This window comes from Variovorax beijingensis, assembly GCF_003951285.1.
Lineage (GTDB): Bacteria > Pseudomonadota > Gammaproteobacteria > Burkholderiales > Burkholderiaceae_C > Variovorax > Variovorax beijingensis.
In genome coordinates, this window is record NZ_RXFQ01000001.1 from 177,873 (window position 1) to 192,847 (window position 14,975).

Below are 14,975 nucleotides of genomic sequence, written 5' to 3' on the forward strand. Positions count from 1 at the left end.
GAACCCTAGGCCATACCCAAAGGTTATGGGTTGGGCAAAGCCGGGCGGCAAGGCATGCGCTTTGGCTATGGGCCACCGCGCTTTTGGCATTTCCGGCCGGCGCGGCACGCACCTACAGTCGATGCTGTCCCCTATTCACTCCTTCCCGGAAAGTTGCCTCCATGCATGTGTGTGTGCTCGGCGCCGGCATCGTGGGCCTGGCCACCGCCTGGCAGCTCGAACGCCGGGGCCACCAAGTCACGGTGATCGACCGCGCCGCCCCCGGTGCGGGCGCGAGCGGCGGCAACGGCGCGCAACTGAGCTACTCGTACGTGCAGCCGCTGGCCGATCCGTCGATCTGGAAGCAGTTGCCCAAGCTGCTGCTCTCGCCCTCCTCGCCACTCAAGCTGCAGCCCCAGCTCGATCCGCTGCAGTGGCGCTGGGGGCTGGCCTTCCTGGCCGCCTGCAATGCGCAGACCTCCCGCAGCACCACCGCACAATTGCTCGCGCTGGCCGCGCTGAGCCGCAGCGGCTTCGAGGCGATGCAGGCCGACGTGGCACCCGACTGCGACTTTTCCGCCACCGGCAAGCTGGTGCTGTACGCCAGCGCGGCCTCGCTCGACGGTGCACGCGCGCAGCTCGAGCTGCAGCGCGCCATGGGCAGCGCGCAGCGCATCGTCTCGCCCGACGAATGCGCCGCCATCGAGCCCGCGCTCGCGGGCTATCGCAGCCAGATGGCCGGCGCCGTCTACACGCCCAGCGAATGCGCGGCCGACTGCCTCAAGGTCTGCGCCGAACTGCAGCGGGTGCTCGGCGCGCGCGGCGTGCGATTTCTGCTCGGTGCCGACGTGCACGGCTTCGCACGCAGCAACGGCCGGGTGGCGGCAGTGAACACCAGTGCAGGCGACATCGAGGCCGATGCCTTCGTGATGGCACTGGGCTCGGCCTCGCACAGGCTCGGGCGCGCGCTGGGCGCCTACCTGCCGGTGTATCCGCTCAAGGGCTACAGCATCACGGTGGAGGTCGATCCCTCGCCCGGCGCCGCGCCCACGGTGAACGTGACCGACAGCGCCCGCAAGGTGGTGTTCGCGCGCATCGGCTCGCGGCTGCGCGTGGCGGGCATGGCGGAGCTGGTGGGGCACGACGCGAGCATTCCGGCCACGCGCATCGAGACGCTGGCCGCCGCCACGCGCGCCGTGTTCCCGCATGCAAGCCGGCTCGAGGAACTGCATCCGTGGACCGGCATGCGGCCGGCCACGCCCAAGGGGCTGCCGATCATCGGCCGGCTGGCGAGCGCGCCGCCGAACATGCTGTTCAACACGGGCCATGGCGCGCTGGGCTTCACGCTGGCCTTCGGCTCGGCGCAGCGGATTGCCGAGGCGCTGGAGTCCGCGGCTTCCTGAGTTGCGGCGCCGCTGATCAGGCCGCCTGCTCGATCGCCTCCCGCATGCAGCGCGTGATGCCGCGCACCGCCACCGAATCGGGCTTGCCCGCAAAGCGCAAGGCGCGCACCGGCACCGGAATGTGCGGCTCCAGCGCCAGCACGTCGACCTTGGCGGCGTCCGCCGAGCGGGCCGTGCAGCCGTCGACCAGCGCCACGCCGAGGCCGTGGTGCGCCATCGACAGCGCGGCGTGGTAGGTCTGCACCGTGACCACCGCCTGCTGGAAGCCGACGCCTGCCTGGCGGCAGGCCTGGCTCAGGCTGGTGCCCACCGGGTCGCGGCTGTCGAGCCCGATCACCGGCCGGTCGACCAGGTCGTGCAGCGCCACCGAGCCGTTGCGCACCAGCGCGCGCGGCAGCATGCCCTTGGGCGCGATGCACACCATGCGCGTGTCGGCCAGCGTTTCCTGCGTGAGCGAGGGATGCACCGCGGGGCTGAAGACAAAGCCCACGTCGGCCTCCTGCAGCAGCAGCGCCGACATGATCTGCGGCGAGTGCAGCGACTCGACCGTGATCGCATAGCCCGGGTGCTTTTCGCGGAAGGCCTTGAGCGCGCGCGGCAGCACCTCGTAGCTCAGCGCCAGCACGCTCAGGATGCGCAGCTCGCCGGTGTCGCTGCCCGCGCGCAGGTTGGCCGCGAGGCGCTGCACCTCGTCGAGCTGCGCAAACAGCCGCTCGATGTGCGGATACAGCGTGAGCGCCTCGGTGGTCGGCGTGAGCCGGCCCTTGGCGCGCTGGAACAGCGGAAAGCCCAGCTGCAGCTCGGCATGCTGCAAGGTGCGGCTCACCGCCGGCTGCGTGATGTTGATGAGCCGCGCCGCCGCGCTCACGCTGCCCGTGAGCATGATCGCGTTGAAGACCTCGATGTGGCGCAGGCGCATGGCCGGCTCAGTTGCCCGCGACTTTGCTGCGCGAGAGGTCCATCACCATGCGGGTCGCAAGATAGAGCCTCGGCTCGATGGAGTCGACCAGCACGTACTCGGCATCGGCCGAATGCGCGCCGAAGCCCTGCAGGCCGAAGCGCTCGACCACCGGCGCCTTGGTCTTGAGCGCGGCAAAGGCGGCATCGGTGCCGCCGCCGGCCACCTTGTCGTCGGCGCCCAGCGGCCGGCCGAGCTCGTCCTTGTAGATCTGCTGCGCATGCTTGGCGAGCGCGAGCGAGGCACCGGTGGCTTCGAGCGGCGGACGGCGGCGCTCGAACTTCATCTCGACCTTGGCCTCAGGGACCAGCTGCTTCTTCACGCGCTCCTGCACCTGCTGCTCGATGCGGTCGTAGTCGCTCACCTTGAGCACGCGCACGTCGGCGGCCGCGGTGGCGCTGGCCGGAATCACGTTGCGGTTGCTGCCCGAGCGCGAGATGGTCCAGTTCATCTTGAGCCCGGTGGCCGGATCGGACAGGTCGCGCATCTGCAGGATCTGGTGCGACAGCTCGTAGAGCGCGTTCACGCCCAGCTCCGGCGCCGAGCCCGCATGCGAGGCCTTGCCCGTGACGTTCAGCGTGACCGAGGCAATGCCCGCGGTGGCCAGCGAGAGCTTGTCTTCCTTGACCGAGGCCCCCTCGAACGACAGCACCGCGTCATGCTCGCCGCCCAGCCGCGTGATGAGCGCGCGCGAACCGGGCGAGCTGATTTCCTCGTCGCCGTTGATCAGCACCGTGAGCGTGCCGTAGTCCTTGAACTTCAGCGCCTGCAGCATCGCGACCGTGTGCGTGATGACCGCCACGCCCTGCTTGTCGTCGGCGATGCCCAGGCCATAGGCCTTGTCGCCTTCGACGCGGAACGGCTGCTTGTCGAGCATGCCCACGGTGTAGACCGTGTCCATGTGCGCGATGAGCATGATCTTCTTCTTGCCCGTGCCCTTGAAGGTGGCGCGCACCGCCCTACCGATTTTCTCGGGCGTGTCTTCCATGCGGTAGGCCTCGGCGCTGGTGTCGACGAGCTCGACCTCGCCGCCCATGGCCTTGAACTTCGCGGCGATGAGGCCGGAGATCTTCTCCAGGCCTTCGAGGTCGCGGCTGCCCGATTCGATCGAGACCAGCTCCTTCAGCGTCTCGAGCAGCGCGGGCTTTTCCTTGGCGGCCAGCGAGGCGATGCGGGCATCGGGGGCGGCAAACGCGGTGCCCAGGCAGGCGGCGCAAACGGCGGCGAGCAGAAATTTGCGGGGCTGGAATGTCATGTGCGTGGTTCTTCTTTCTTTAGTGGAGGTGGATCAGTGCGCCTTGTCCCAGTTGGGACCGATGCCGATCTCGGCCAGCAGCGGCACCTTGAGTTCGGCCACGCCGGCCATCAGGCGCGGGATCTCGGTGCGCACCCATTCGATCTCTGTCTCGGGCACTTCGAACACCAGTTCGTCGTGCACCTGCATGATCATGCGGGTGGCGCGCTTCTCTTCGTCAAGCACGTTCTGTACCTTGATCATGCTGAGCTTGATCAGGTCGGCCGCCGTGCCCTGCATCGGCGCATTGATGGCCGCGCGCTCGGCGCCGCCGCGGCGCGGGCCGTTGGGCGAATTGATCTCGGGCAGGTAGAGGCGCCGGCCGAACACGGTCTCCACGTAGCCCTTTTCCTTGGCCAGCGCCTTGGTCTCGTCCATGTACGCCTTCACGCCCGGGTAGCGCGCAAAGTAGCGGTCGATGTAGGAGGCCGCGGCCTTGGTTTCGATGCCCAGGTTGCGCGCCAGGCCGAAGCTGCTCATGCCGTAGATGAGCCCGAAGTTGATCACCTTGGCATAGCGGCGCTGCTCGCTCGACACCTGGTCGGGCGTGGCGCCGAACACCTCCGCCGCGGTGGCGCGGTGCACGTCGATGCCTTCCCTGAAGGCGCGCAGCAGCGACTCGTCGCCGCTGATGTGGGCCATGATGCGCAGCTCGATCTGCGAGTAGTCGGCGCTCGCGATCACGCTGCCGGCCGGCGCAATGAAGGCCTCGCGCACGCGGCGGCCTTCGGGCGTGCGGATCGGGATGTTCTGCAGGTTGGGATCGTTGCTCGACAGGCGCCCCGTGACCGCCACCGCCTGCGCATAGTGCGTGTGGACGCGGCCGGTGCGCGGGTTGGCGAGCTGGCCCAGCTTGTCGGTGTAGGTGCCCTTGAGCTTGGACAGGCCGCGGTGCTCGAGGATCTTGGCCGGCAGCGGATAGTCCTCGGCCAATTTTTCGAGCACTTCCTCGTCGGTGCTCGGTGCGCCGCTGGGCGTCTTCTTGACCACCGGCAGGCCCAGCTTGGTGAAGAAGATCTCGCCGATCTGCTTGGGCGAGCCCAGGTTGAAGGGCTGGCCCGCGATCTCGTAGGCCTCCTGCTCGAGCGCCATGATGCGCGTGCCGAGTTCGTGGCTCTGCGCGGCGAGCGTGGGCGCATCGATCAGCACGCCGTTGCGCTCGACGCGGTAGAGCGCCTCGCTCGAATCCATCTCGAGCTGGTAGATGAAGCGCAGCTTCTCGTCGCGCTCGATCTGCGGCCAGAGCGTGAGGTGCACGTCGAGCGTCTGGTCGCTGTCCTCGCACGAATATTCAGCGGCCTTGGCGATATCGACCTGGCTGAACGGGATCTGGTGCGCGCCCTTGCCGCACAGGTCCTCGTACGAGATGCCGCTGCGCCCCAGGTGGCGTTCGGCCAGGCTCGCGAGGCCGTGCGGCCGGTGCGCCTCGAGCACGTAGCTCTGCAGCATGGTGTCGTGCGCATAGCCCTGCACCTCGATGCCGTGGTTGGCGAACACGTGGCGGTCGTACTTGATGTGCTGGCCGAGCTTTTTCTTCGCGGGGTTTTCGAGCCAGGGCTTGAGCCTGGCGAGCACCTCGTCGATGGGCAGCTGCGTGGGCGCGTCCGGATAGTTGTGCGCCAGCGGAACGTAGGCCGCCGCGCCGGGCTCGATGCTGAAGCTCACGCCGACGATACGCGCGACCATCTCGTCCAGCGAGGTGGTCTCGGTGTCGATGGCGGCCAGCTCGGCGGCCTCGAGCCTGGCGAGCCAGGCATCGAACTGCTCCCAGGTGGTGAGGGTCTCGTAGCGCAGGTTGCTCGCGGGCGCAGCGGCCTCCAGCGCGCCGAGCTCGGCCGATTCGTCGAACAGGCCGCCCTGGTCGGCGCTTGCGGCGGCGCCGCGGGCCATCTGCTTCTTGATGTTCTCCTCGATCAGCTCGGGCGGCACTTCCAGTGCCTCGAGCGACTTGACCAGGCTCTTGAAGCCGAACCGCTCGTAGAAGGGCTTGAGCTCGGCGGTCTGCGGCGCACCGACCGGCAGGCCTTCGAGCGAAGGCAGGCCGGCGACGTGCGCAGCCAGGTCGCAATCGGTGCGGATAGTGACGAGCTGGCGGCTCAGCGGGAGCTTGTCCAAGGCCTTGCGCAGGTTCTCGCCGGCCTGGCCTTTCACCTCGGCAGCGCGCTCGATCAGCGCATCGAGCGAGCCGTATTCGAGCAGCCACTTGGCAGCTGTCTTGGGGCCAACCTTCTCGACGCCGGGCACGTTGTCGACGGCATCGCCGACCAGCGTCTGGTAGTCAATCATCAGGTTGGGCGGCACGCCGAACTCCGACGTGACCCCCGCCACGTCGCGCTTCTTGCCGTTCATCGTGTCGATGATCGTGATGTGCTCGTCCACCAGCTGGCTCAGGTCCTTGTCGCCGCTCGAAACGATGACCTCGATGCCCTGCTGCGCCGCGGTCTTGGCGAGCGTGCCGATCACGTCGTCGGCCTCGATGTCGGGGACGCACAGCACCGGCCAGCCCATCAGCTTGACCACCTCGTGGATGGGGTCGATCTGGCTGCGCAGGTCGTCGGGCATGGGGGAGCGGTTGGCCTTGTATTCGGGGTACAGGTCGTCGCGGAAGGTCTTGCCGGGTGCATCGAAGACGCAGGCCGCGTAGTCGGCGCGCACCTCGCGGCGCAGCGCCGTCATCATGTTGATCATTCCGCGGATGGCGCCGGTCGCCGGGCTCTTCGGGTCGCCGGGCACGGCCCGCAGGTCGGGCATGGCATGGAAGGCGCGGTAAAGATAGCTCGAGCCATCGACGAGCAGCAGCGTTTTCTTGTCGGTCATCGGGCCATTTTGCCGTGCCCGGACCGGCATCCCGAACCACGCCGGCAAGCGCCGACCGCCGACACCCCGAAAGCGCCCCCGCGCCTACAATCCCTGCATGCCTAGCCCCACACTCCTGGTCGCCCGCCGCATCCTGCTGGCGCTGGCCTTTGCCGTCCCCGTTGCCGCCGTCCAGGCGCAGCCTGCGCCCGCCGCAACGCCTGCGCCGCCCGAGCCGCTACAAAACCAGGAGCAGGCCGACGGTCGCCGCAACCAGAAGGTCGAGCACATCCACACGGAAGACAGCGGCGCCTCGGTCGACGAGGTGCGCTATGGCGGCCGCACGCAGAGCATCAACGTGAAGCCCAAGGCCAACGTGCCGGGCTACGAGGTGCGGCCCAACGATCCAGGCGCGCGCACCGGTTCGGGCGATGCCAACTCGAACGGCAACGGCGCCCGGGTCTGGAACGTGATGAAGTTCTGACCGTGTCGCGCCGCCTTCCACCTGCAGCAAGACGCTGAGCACCGCCATGGCAGTTTTTACCGAAGTCGATTTCGGCGAGGCAGACGCGCTCGTGCAGCGCCTGGGCCTCGGCCCCCTGCGCGAGTTGCGCGGCATCGAGGGTGGCATCGAGAACACCAACTATTTCGCGACCACCGAAAGCGGCGAGTTCGTGCTGACGCTGTTCGAGCGCCTCAGCGCCGAGCAGCTTCCCTACTACCTTTGTCTCATGAAGCACCTGGCGGGCCGCGGCCTGCCGGTGCCCGAGCCGGTGGCCGATCCGGCCGTCCAGCCGCCCTCGGGCCATGCCCTGACGATTCCCGCGAACGCCCCGTGCGAACTGCTGCTCAAGGTGGCGGGCAAGCCGGCCGCGCTGGTGCAGCGGCTCTCGGGCCGAAGCGAGCTGGCTCCGGGCACGGCCCATTGCGCCGAGCTGGGCGCCCTGCTCGCGCGCATGCACCTGGCCGCGCGCGACTTTCCGCGCATCCAGCCGAACCTGCGCGGCCTCGCATGGTGGAACGACACCGTGCCGGTGGTGCTGCCCTACGTCGACGAATCGCAGGCGGCGCTGCTGCGCGGCGAGCTCGCCTACCAGAACCACATCGCCGAATCGTCGGCCTACGCGGCGCTGCCGCGCGGCCCCGTGCATGCCGACATGTTCCGCGACAACGTGATGTTCGCCACCGGAGACAACGCCAGCGCGGCGCCGCGCCTCACCGGCGTGTTCGACTTCTATTTCGCGGGCACCGACACCTGGCTGTTCGACCTGGCCGTGTGCCTGAACGACTGGGCCATCGATCTCTCGACCGGCCAGCACGACGCCGAACGCGCCGGCGCGCTGCTCGCGGCCTACGAAAGCGTGCGCCCGCTGAATGCGTCCGAGCGCGCGCTGCTGCCCGCCATGCTGCGCGCCGCGGCGCTGCGCTTCTGGATTTCACGGCTGTGGGACTTTCACCTGCCGCGCGAAGCCAGCATGCTGAAGCCGCACGACCCGGCGCACTTCGAGCGCGTGCTGCGCGAGCGCGCCACCCATCCGCATGCCATGGCGCAGTCGCTCGAGCCGCTGCCCGCCTGACCCTTCAAAAATGAAACTCCACATCGTGCCGGCGCGAACCGGCGCCGTATGGGTCCGCCTCGGGCTCAAGACCTTCTGGCGGCAGCCGCTCGCCTTCATCTCGCTGTTCTTCCTGCTGATGGCGCTGATCTCGACGGTGTCGCTGCTGCCGCTGGTGGGCAGCGTACTGGCGCCGATCCTGCTGCCCTTCATGACGCTGGGCCTGATGGTGGCCACCTCGGTGGCCTACACCGACAACGCGGAGGGCGCCGGCATTGCCGGCCACGCGCAGCGGCCCACCGGATCGGCCATGTTCGTGGCGGTGGCCGCCGCCATGCGCACCGAGTGGCGCTCGCTGGTCAAGCTCGGTGTGATCTCGGCGGCGTACTTCGTGGTGGCCGTGCTTCTCACGAGCTTCATCGATGGCGGAGAGCTGGCGCGCGCCTACCTGCTCGACGACATGCCCTCAGCCGAGACCATCGCGAGCAGCGACTTCCAGGTGGCACGCATGTTCCTCATGTGCCTGAACCTGCCGCTCTCGCTGGCGATGTGGCACGCCCCGGCGCTCGTGCACTGGCACGGCGTGGAGCCGGTGAAGAGCATCTTCTTCAGCGTGGTGGCGCTGTTCCGCAACTTCGGCGCCTACGCGCTCTTCGTGCTGGCGTGGTTCGGCGTGTTCCTGCTCGCGGGCATCGGCATGGGGCTCATCGCCACCGTGCTGGTCGGCGTGGGCGCGGCGGCCGGCGGCGCGGCCCTCGTCGGCAATGTGCTGATCGTGGGATCGGCGCTGGTGCTCGCGGCCATGTCGCTGAGCTCCACTTGGTTCACCTTCCGCGACAGCTTCGATCCGGGCTGATCCTTCTCCTCAATCGGCCGCGGCCTTGTCCTTGCGCAGGCTCGCGAACAGCGACCAGGCCATGCCGGCCAGGAGCAGCAGGCCGATGCCCAGCGCTCCCCACAGCCACCACTTGCGCGATGGATGGGGCTGCGTGGGCACCGGCAATTGCGCCGCCGCGGCCACTGCTGCATCGACGGCGGCCACCGGCGGCTGCGGCAGCACGACGGTGGCCTCGCCCGCCGCCACCGGCTTGTTCGCGCTGTAGCCCGGCAGCAGCGTGGCAAGCGCCAGCGCCGCGCCGGGCGGACCGCCCTGCACGGCGTTCTTCTCCGGCGCCGCATTCCAGGCCAGCGAATAAGGCGCGGCGCCCTGTGCCAAAAACACCAGCGTGCGCGGCGTCGCGCCCACCGCAATCGACGGCGGCGCCGCGCCCAGCAGGCTCACCGGCCCCGCGGTGCGCAGCCGCAGGTGCGTGTAGCGCGCGCCGTCCAGCGCCAGCACCGGCGAGCGCGCCTCCCCGCCCGTTTGCGCAAGGCGGTACACCACCGTGTCGATCAGCGGCACCTCGCCCGCACTGCCGGTGGGGGCCGCCGGCGGGCGCTGCCGATGCCGCAGCGCATACAACGGATTGCGCGGCACGGGCGCCGGATCGGCGGGGACCGTCGGCGTGGCGGCGAGCAGCCCCGAGATGCCGACCTGCGCCAGCGTGTTGACTTCGGCCAGATCGATGCGCAGCGCTTCCACCGGCAGGCCGCGCGGCAGTGCGTAGTCGCAGTGGTCGGCGCCGCAGCGCTCCGGCTTGAGCGCGCCGGACCATTGGAGCGGCGCCGTGGGCTCGGTCTCCTGCACGCTGTCGATCGCCACGCCGGTCAGCGGCGCGCCGCTGCGCGGATCGCTCCAGCGCAGGCGCAGGAAGCGCGCATGCACGCCGCCCAGCTCGACCGCGAGGCGCTCGATGGCCTGCCCGCCGTGCGCGAGCCGCACCAGCTGTTCCTCGCCTCCCACCGGCCGCCAGTGCCGCAGGTCGTCGCTGGCCTCCAGCCTGAAGGCGAACAGGCCGCGCGCATCCGGCGCCACCTCGAAGCGCGCCTGCAGCAGGCCACCCTTGAGCTGGCTCGCATCGATCAGCCACTGCGCCGCTTCTGTCTGCTGGCGCGCCGGCTTGCGGGTCAGCGCCAGCGAGCCGTCGGGCCGCACCCTGAAGCTCGGCGACGCGTCGTCCGATGCATGGTCGGCACTCGCGGGCAGCGCGAAGATCGGCACCTCCTTCGAGCTGAAGCGCGGGGCCGCGGCCTCGTCGCGCAGCCATGCGTAGGGCACGGCATCGCCGGTGGCATTGCGCACCCGGATGTCGCGCAGGTCGCTACGCGCGGCCAGGCCGTAGATGCCCAGCGGCAGCGCGAGCCGGTAGTACGGCCCGCTGCCTTGCAGGGCAATGGGCGCGGTGGTGGAAGGCTGCGCCCCGGCCGCGCCACACCAGGCCACGGCCATGGCAAGGCAAACATTCGCCAGAAGAAGCGACGACTTGGTGTTCTGCTTCATGCTGCACCTCCTTCGGGCAACACAACATCTTTCTCCATTTCCCTCTTCTTTGGCGGCACGGGCGCGAAATAGCCCACCAGCGGCAGCAATGCGCCCACCGCGATGAACGACACGATGCGAAACAGCCCGCCCCGGTCCGCCAATTCGCCAAAGAACAGCTTCAGCACCACAACGCCGAGCAGCGCCGCGCCGCCGAACGACACTGGCGGCAAGGCGCGCCACCACACCCTCAACTCCCCACGTTTGGCGAGCATGGAGCGTACGGTGATTGCCTGGTTAAAACCCGCTGGAATCGCCCGTGGTTATTACGGCCTCAGCTATTTGTTTAATAGCAAATCCGAACATCCTCACACCGGCGTGAGCTTGGCCACCGACAGCGCGAGCCACTTCACGCCATGCCGCGCGAACTTGACCTGCGCGCGCGCGTCGTCACCCGTGCCTTCGAGCGACAGCACCGTGCCTTCGCCGAACTTGTTGTGGAACACCTGCATGCCCGAGCGCAGGCCGTGCGAGGGCGCGGCCTTCTGCGGCGGCACCGGCGGGCTCGCGAAGCTGTCCTTGCTGCCGCCGTAGCCACCACCGCCGCTGTAACTGCCTCCACCGCTGCGCGTGCTCGCATAGCCGCCGCCATAGCCGAAGGCCGAGGGTGTGAAGGCCTGGTTCTTCGGCGTGAGCCACTTGAGCGCGCCTTCGGGCAACTCTTCGAAGAAGCGGCTCTTCACGTTGTAGCGCGTCTGGCCGTGCAGCATGCGCGTCTGCGAATGGCTCAGGTACAGGCGCTTGCGTGCGCGCGTGATCGCCACGTACATCAGGCGGCGCTCTTCCTCGAGGCTCTCGAAGTCGCTCATCGAGTTCTCGTGCGGGAACAGCCCCTCTTCCATGCCGGTGATGAACACGCAGTCGAACTCCAGGCCCTTGGCAGCGTGAACGGTCATGAGCTGCACCGCGTCCTGCCCGGCCTGCGCCTGGTTGTCGCCCGACTCGAGCGCCGCATGCGTGAGAAACGCGGCCAGCGGGCTCAGCGTTTCGCCGGTTTCGGCATCGGGCGCGAGCGGCTCGTCGATGACGGGCCGGTTCGGGTCCAGGCCCTGGCTCGCGGGCGACTGGCGCAGTTCGTCGATGGGCAGCGCCACCGCATCGCGGCCGAAGCCTTCCTGCGTGACGAAGCTCTCGGCCGCATTCACCAGTTCTTCCAGATTCTCGATGCGGTCGGCACCTTCGCGGTCGGCCCTGTAGTGTTCGACGAGGCCGCTGTGGTCAAGCACCAGCTCGATGATCTCGCGCAGGCTCGCGCCCTGCGTCTGCTCGCGCAGCACGTCGATCTTGGCCACGAAGGCCGTGAGGTTCGAGCCCGCCTTGCCGCCGACGGCATGCACCGCGTCGTGCAGCGAGCGGCCCGCCGTGCGCGCCGCGTCCTGCAGCTGCTCGAGCGTGCGCGCGCCGATGCCGCGCGGCGGAAAGTTGACGACGCGCAGGAAGCTGGTGTCGTCGTCCTTGTTCTCGAGCAGGCGCAGGTAGGCCAGCGCGTGCTTGATTTCGGCGCGCTCGAAGAAGCGCAGGCCGCCGTACACGCGGTACGGCACCGAGGCGTTGAAGAGCGCCGTTTCGATCACCCGGCTCTGCGCATTGCTGCGGTAGAGCACGGCCATTTCCTTGCGGTCGAAGCCGTCGCGCACGAGCTGGCGCATTTCCTCGACCATCCACTGCGCCTCGGCCAGGTCGGTGGGCGACTCGTACACGCGCACCGGCTCGCCCGGGCCCTGGTCGGTGCGCAGGTTCTTGCCCAGGCGCTTCTTGTTGTGGCTGATGAGTTCGTTGGCCGAGTCGAGGATGTTGCTGTAGCTGCGGTAGTTCTGCTCCAGCTTGATCTGGTGCTGCACATCGAACTCGCGCACGAAGTCGGCCATGTTGCCCACGCGCGCGCCGCGAAAGGCGTAGATGCTCTGGTCGTCGTCGCCCACGGCGATCACGCTGTTGTTCTGGCCCGGCACGAACTGGCCTCCGGCCGTGGTGATGCCCGAGAGCATCTTGATCCACGCGTACTGCAGGCGGTTGGTGTCCTGGAACTCGTCGATCAGGATGTGGCGGAAGCGCCGCTGGTAGTGCTCGCGCACCGGATCGTTGTCGCGCAGGAGCTCGTAGCTGCGCAGCATGAGCTCGCCGAAGTCGACCACGCCTTCGCGCTGGCACTGCTCTTCATAGAGCTGGTAGAGCTCGACCTTCTTGCGGTCGTCCTCGGTGCGGATCTCGACGTCCTTTGGACGCAGGCCGTCTTCCTTGGCACCGGCAATGAACCACTGGGTCTGCTTGGCCGGAAAGCGCTCGTCGTCGACGTTGAACTGCTTCATGAGCCGCTTGATGGCCGAGAGCTGGTCCTGCGTGTCGAGGATCTGGAAGGTGGAAGGCAGGTTGGCCAGCTTCCAGTGGGCGCGCAGGAGGCGGTTGCACAGGCCGTGGAAGGTGCCGATCCACATGCCGCGCACGTTGACGGGCAGCATCGCCGTCAGCCGCGTCATCATTTCCTTGGCGGCCTTGTTGGTGAAGGTCACGGCCAGGATGCCGCCGGCGGAGACCTGCCCCGTCTGGAGCAGCCAGGCGATGCGGGTGGTCAGCACCCGCGTCTTGCCCGAGCCGGCGCCGGCGAGGATCAGGGCATTGCCCGCAGGCAGGGTGACCGCGGCGCGCTGCTCCGGGTTGAGGTTGGCGAGCAGGGGCGAATCGGCCGCTGGGAGTTGGGGTGCGCCGGCAGTGGCGTCATACGAGCCGAAAAGAGACATCCCGGCATTGTAGGAAGCCAGGGCGTCCCGACGCCGCGGCGGGGTTGCCCGCGCCCTTTTACTTCACGAGTTTCAGCGTGCCCTTCATGATCGACGAATGGCCGGGGAAGGAGCAGAAGAAGATGTAGCTGTCGGCCGCGCCCAGCTTGGCGACCGGAAAAGTCACGCTGTCGCTTTCGCCGCCGCCGATGATCCTGGTGTGCGCCACGACGCGCGCGTCGCCGGCCTTCACATAGTTTTGCGGCAGGCCCGCAGCGATGCCGTCGGCGGCGACCGCCTGCACGTCGGCCGCCTTGGCAAGCACCCAGTTGTGGCCCATGGCCTGCTTCGGCAGCTTGCCGACGTGCTTGAGCTTGACGGTGAATTCCTTGCAGCTCCTGCTCACCTCGACGGCGGGCTTGTTGAACTGCATGGCGTCGTTGCTTTCGATCTCGAGACTGCAGTCGGCGGCGAAGGCGGAGGAAGAAGCGAGCGCCAGGACGGCGATGACAGCGAGGCGGTGGCGAAGCATGGGAACGATCTCCAGAAAAAAACGAAAGGCGGCGCACGGCGTGCTGCGGTGGCCGCATTGTCGAGCGCGGCCGCCGCACGGCACTGATCTGCATCAAGTGGTGCCGCCGCATGGTGCTCTTCGCCACGGCGGGCCGGGCAGATCGGCCGGCGAATAAGGTCTATACGAAAGCGCGGAGGAAGGCGAGGCGCCACCTCCCTATAATCAATCACCGGGCCCAAGTTTCTTGTCGCCCGGTTTTTTTGTGCCTGCATGGCGCCAATGACCGGGCCGGGACCAAGCGCCCACGCCGCCGAAATCGTTCGGCGGCGCACCTTTCACAGGAAGCTTGGTTTCTCATGCAAATCTTCGATTACGACAACATCCTCCTGCTGCCGCGCAAGTGCCGCGTGGAAAGCCGCTCGGAGTGCGACGCCAGCGTGACGCTCGGCGCACGCAGCTTCCGCCTGCCGGTGGTGCCGGCCAACATGAAGACGGTGGTCGACGAGCCGATCTGCCTGTGGCTGGCGCAGAACGGCTACTTCTACGTGATGCACCGCTTCGACCTGGACAACGTGAAGTTCGTCAAGCAGATGCACGGCAAGGGCGTGTTCGCGTCGATTTCGCTGGGCGTGAAGAAGCCCGACTACGACACCGTCGACCAACTGGTGGCCGAGGGCTTGGTGCCCGAATACGTCACCATCGACATCGCGCACGGCCATGCCGACAGCGTGAAGAACATGATCGGCTACCTCAAGCAGAAGCTGCCGGGCTCCTTCGTGATTGCCGGCAATATCGGCACGCCCGAAGCCGTGATCGACCTGGAAAACTGGGGCGCCGACGCCACCAAGGTCGGCATCGGCCCGGGCAAGGTCTGCATCACCAAGCTCAAGACCGGTTTCGGCACCGGCGGCTGGCAGCTCAGCGCGCTCAAGTGGTGCGCGCGCGTGGCAACCAAGCCGATCATCGCGGACGGCGGCATCCGCGACCATGGCGACATTGCCAAGAGCGTGCGCTTCGGCGCCTCGATGGTGATGATCGGCTCGCTCTTCGCGGGGCACGAGGAATCGCCGGGCCGGACGGTGGAGGTCGACGGCACGCTCTTCAAGGAGTACTACGGCTCCGCCAGCGACTTCAACAAGGGCGAATACAAGCACGTCGAGGGCAAGCGCATTCTCGAGCCCATCAAGGGCAAGCTGGCCGACACGCTGATCGAGATGGAGCAGGACGTACAGAGCTCCATCAGCTACGCGGGCGGCCGCGCGCTGATGGACATCCGCAAGGTCAACTACGTCACGCTCGGCGGCGACAACGCGGGCGAGCACCTGCTGATGTAGGCCCC

12 protein-coding genes are annotated in these 14,975 nt (G+C 68.2%); 5 read left to right on the plus strand and 7 right to left on the minus strand.

All coding sequences use genetic code 11. The features are described from left to right. Window positions 1-161: 161 nt before the first annotated feature. A complete protein-coding gene (locus tag EJO66_RS00895; RefSeq protein WP_125964483.1) occupies window positions 162-1,382 on the plus strand; it encodes a D-amino acid dehydrogenase in 1,221 nt (406 codons plus the stop codon). Window positions 1,383-1,398: 16 nt separating this feature from the next. Here the strand turns inward: EJO66_RS00895 and EJO66_RS00900 are convergent, their stop codons facing one another. From EJO66_RS00900 to polA, 3 genes are read right to left on the minus strand one after another with little or no spacing between them, the layout of a single operon-like run. After that, a complete protein-coding gene (locus tag EJO66_RS00900) occupies window positions 1,399-2,301 on the minus strand; it encodes a LysR family transcriptional regulator (protein WP_124957001.1) in 903 nt (300 codons plus the stop codon). Window positions 2,302-2,308: 7 nt separating this feature from the next. After that, a complete protein-coding gene (locus EJO66_RS00905) occupies window positions 2,309-3,595 on the minus strand; it encodes a M20/M25/M40 family metallo-hydrolase (protein WP_124957003.1) in 1,287 nt (428 codons plus the stop codon). A gap of 33 nt (window positions 3,596-3,628) precedes the next feature. Next, a complete protein-coding gene (gene polA / locus EJO66_RS00910) occupies window positions 3,629-6,451 on the minus strand; it encodes a DNA polymerase I (protein ID WP_125964484.1) in 2,823 nt (940 codons plus the stop codon). Window positions 6,452-6,548: 97 nt separating this feature from the next. Between polA and EJO66_RS00915 the strand changes: the two genes are divergently transcribed. The 3 genes from EJO66_RS00915 to EJO66_RS00925 are packed head-to-tail and all read left to right on the plus strand — an operon-like array spanning window position 6,549 to window position 8,842. Beyond that, window positions 6,549-6,914 carry a hypothetical protein gene (locus EJO66_RS00915; protein ID WP_124957007.1) on the plus strand — a complete coding sequence of 122 codons (366 nt, stop codon included), beginning with the start codon at window positions 6,549-6,551 and terminating at the stop codon, window positions 6,912-6,914. A 46-nt stretch (window positions 6,915-6,960) separates the two neighbouring features. Next, the gene (locus EJO66_RS00920) at window positions 6,961-8,007 is read left to right on the plus strand and encodes a homoserine kinase (protein ID WP_125964485.1); all 1,047 of its coding nucleotides are present in this window, start codon (window positions 6,961-6,963) and stop codon (window positions 8,005-8,007) included. A gap of 10 nt (window positions 8,008-8,017) precedes the next feature. Beyond that, window positions 8,018-8,842, plus strand: a complete 825-nt coding sequence (locus EJO66_RS00925) for a BPSS1780 family membrane protein (RefSeq protein WP_124957011.1) — start codon at window positions 8,018-8,020, stop codon at window positions 8,840-8,842. Window positions 8,843-8,851: 9 nt separating this feature from the next. Here the strand turns inward: EJO66_RS00925 and EJO66_RS00930 are convergent, their stop codons facing one another. From EJO66_RS00930 to azu, 4 genes are all read right to left on the minus strand, one after another. Continuing rightward, window positions 8,852-10,366, minus strand: a complete 1,515-nt coding sequence (locus EJO66_RS00930) for a DUF3999 domain-containing protein (protein WP_125964486.1) — start codon at window positions 10,364-10,366, stop codon at window positions 8,852-8,854. Continuing rightward, complete coding sequence (locus EJO66_RS00935; RefSeq protein ID WP_223262174.1) at window positions 10,363-10,620, minus strand: DUF2339 domain-containing protein; 258 nt, start codon at window positions 10,618-10,620, stop codon at window positions 10,363-10,365. The genes EJO66_RS00930 and EJO66_RS00935 overlap by 4 nt, the downstream gene beginning before the upstream one ends. A 93-nt stretch (window positions 10,621-10,713) precedes the next feature. After that, window positions 10,714-13,143: a UvrD-helicase domain-containing protein gene (locus EJO66_RS00940; protein WP_125964487.1), complete on the minus strand. Its 2,430-nt coding sequence runs from the start codon at window positions 13,141-13,143 to the stop codon at window positions 10,714-10,716. Between the two features lie 58 nt (window positions 13,144-13,201). Beyond that, a complete protein-coding gene (gene azu, locus EJO66_RS00945) occupies window positions 13,202-13,654 on the minus strand; it encodes an azurin (RefSeq protein WP_124957017.1) in 453 nt (150 codons plus the stop codon). Window positions 13,655-13,992: 338 nt separating this feature from the next. Between azu and EJO66_RS00950 the strand changes: the two genes are divergently transcribed. Beyond that, window positions 13,993-14,970, plus strand: a complete 978-nt coding sequence (locus EJO66_RS00950) for a GMP reductase (protein WP_124957019.1) — start codon at window positions 13,993-13,995, stop codon at window positions 14,968-14,970. The last annotated feature ends 5 nt before the right edge of the window (window positions 14,971-14,975 follow it).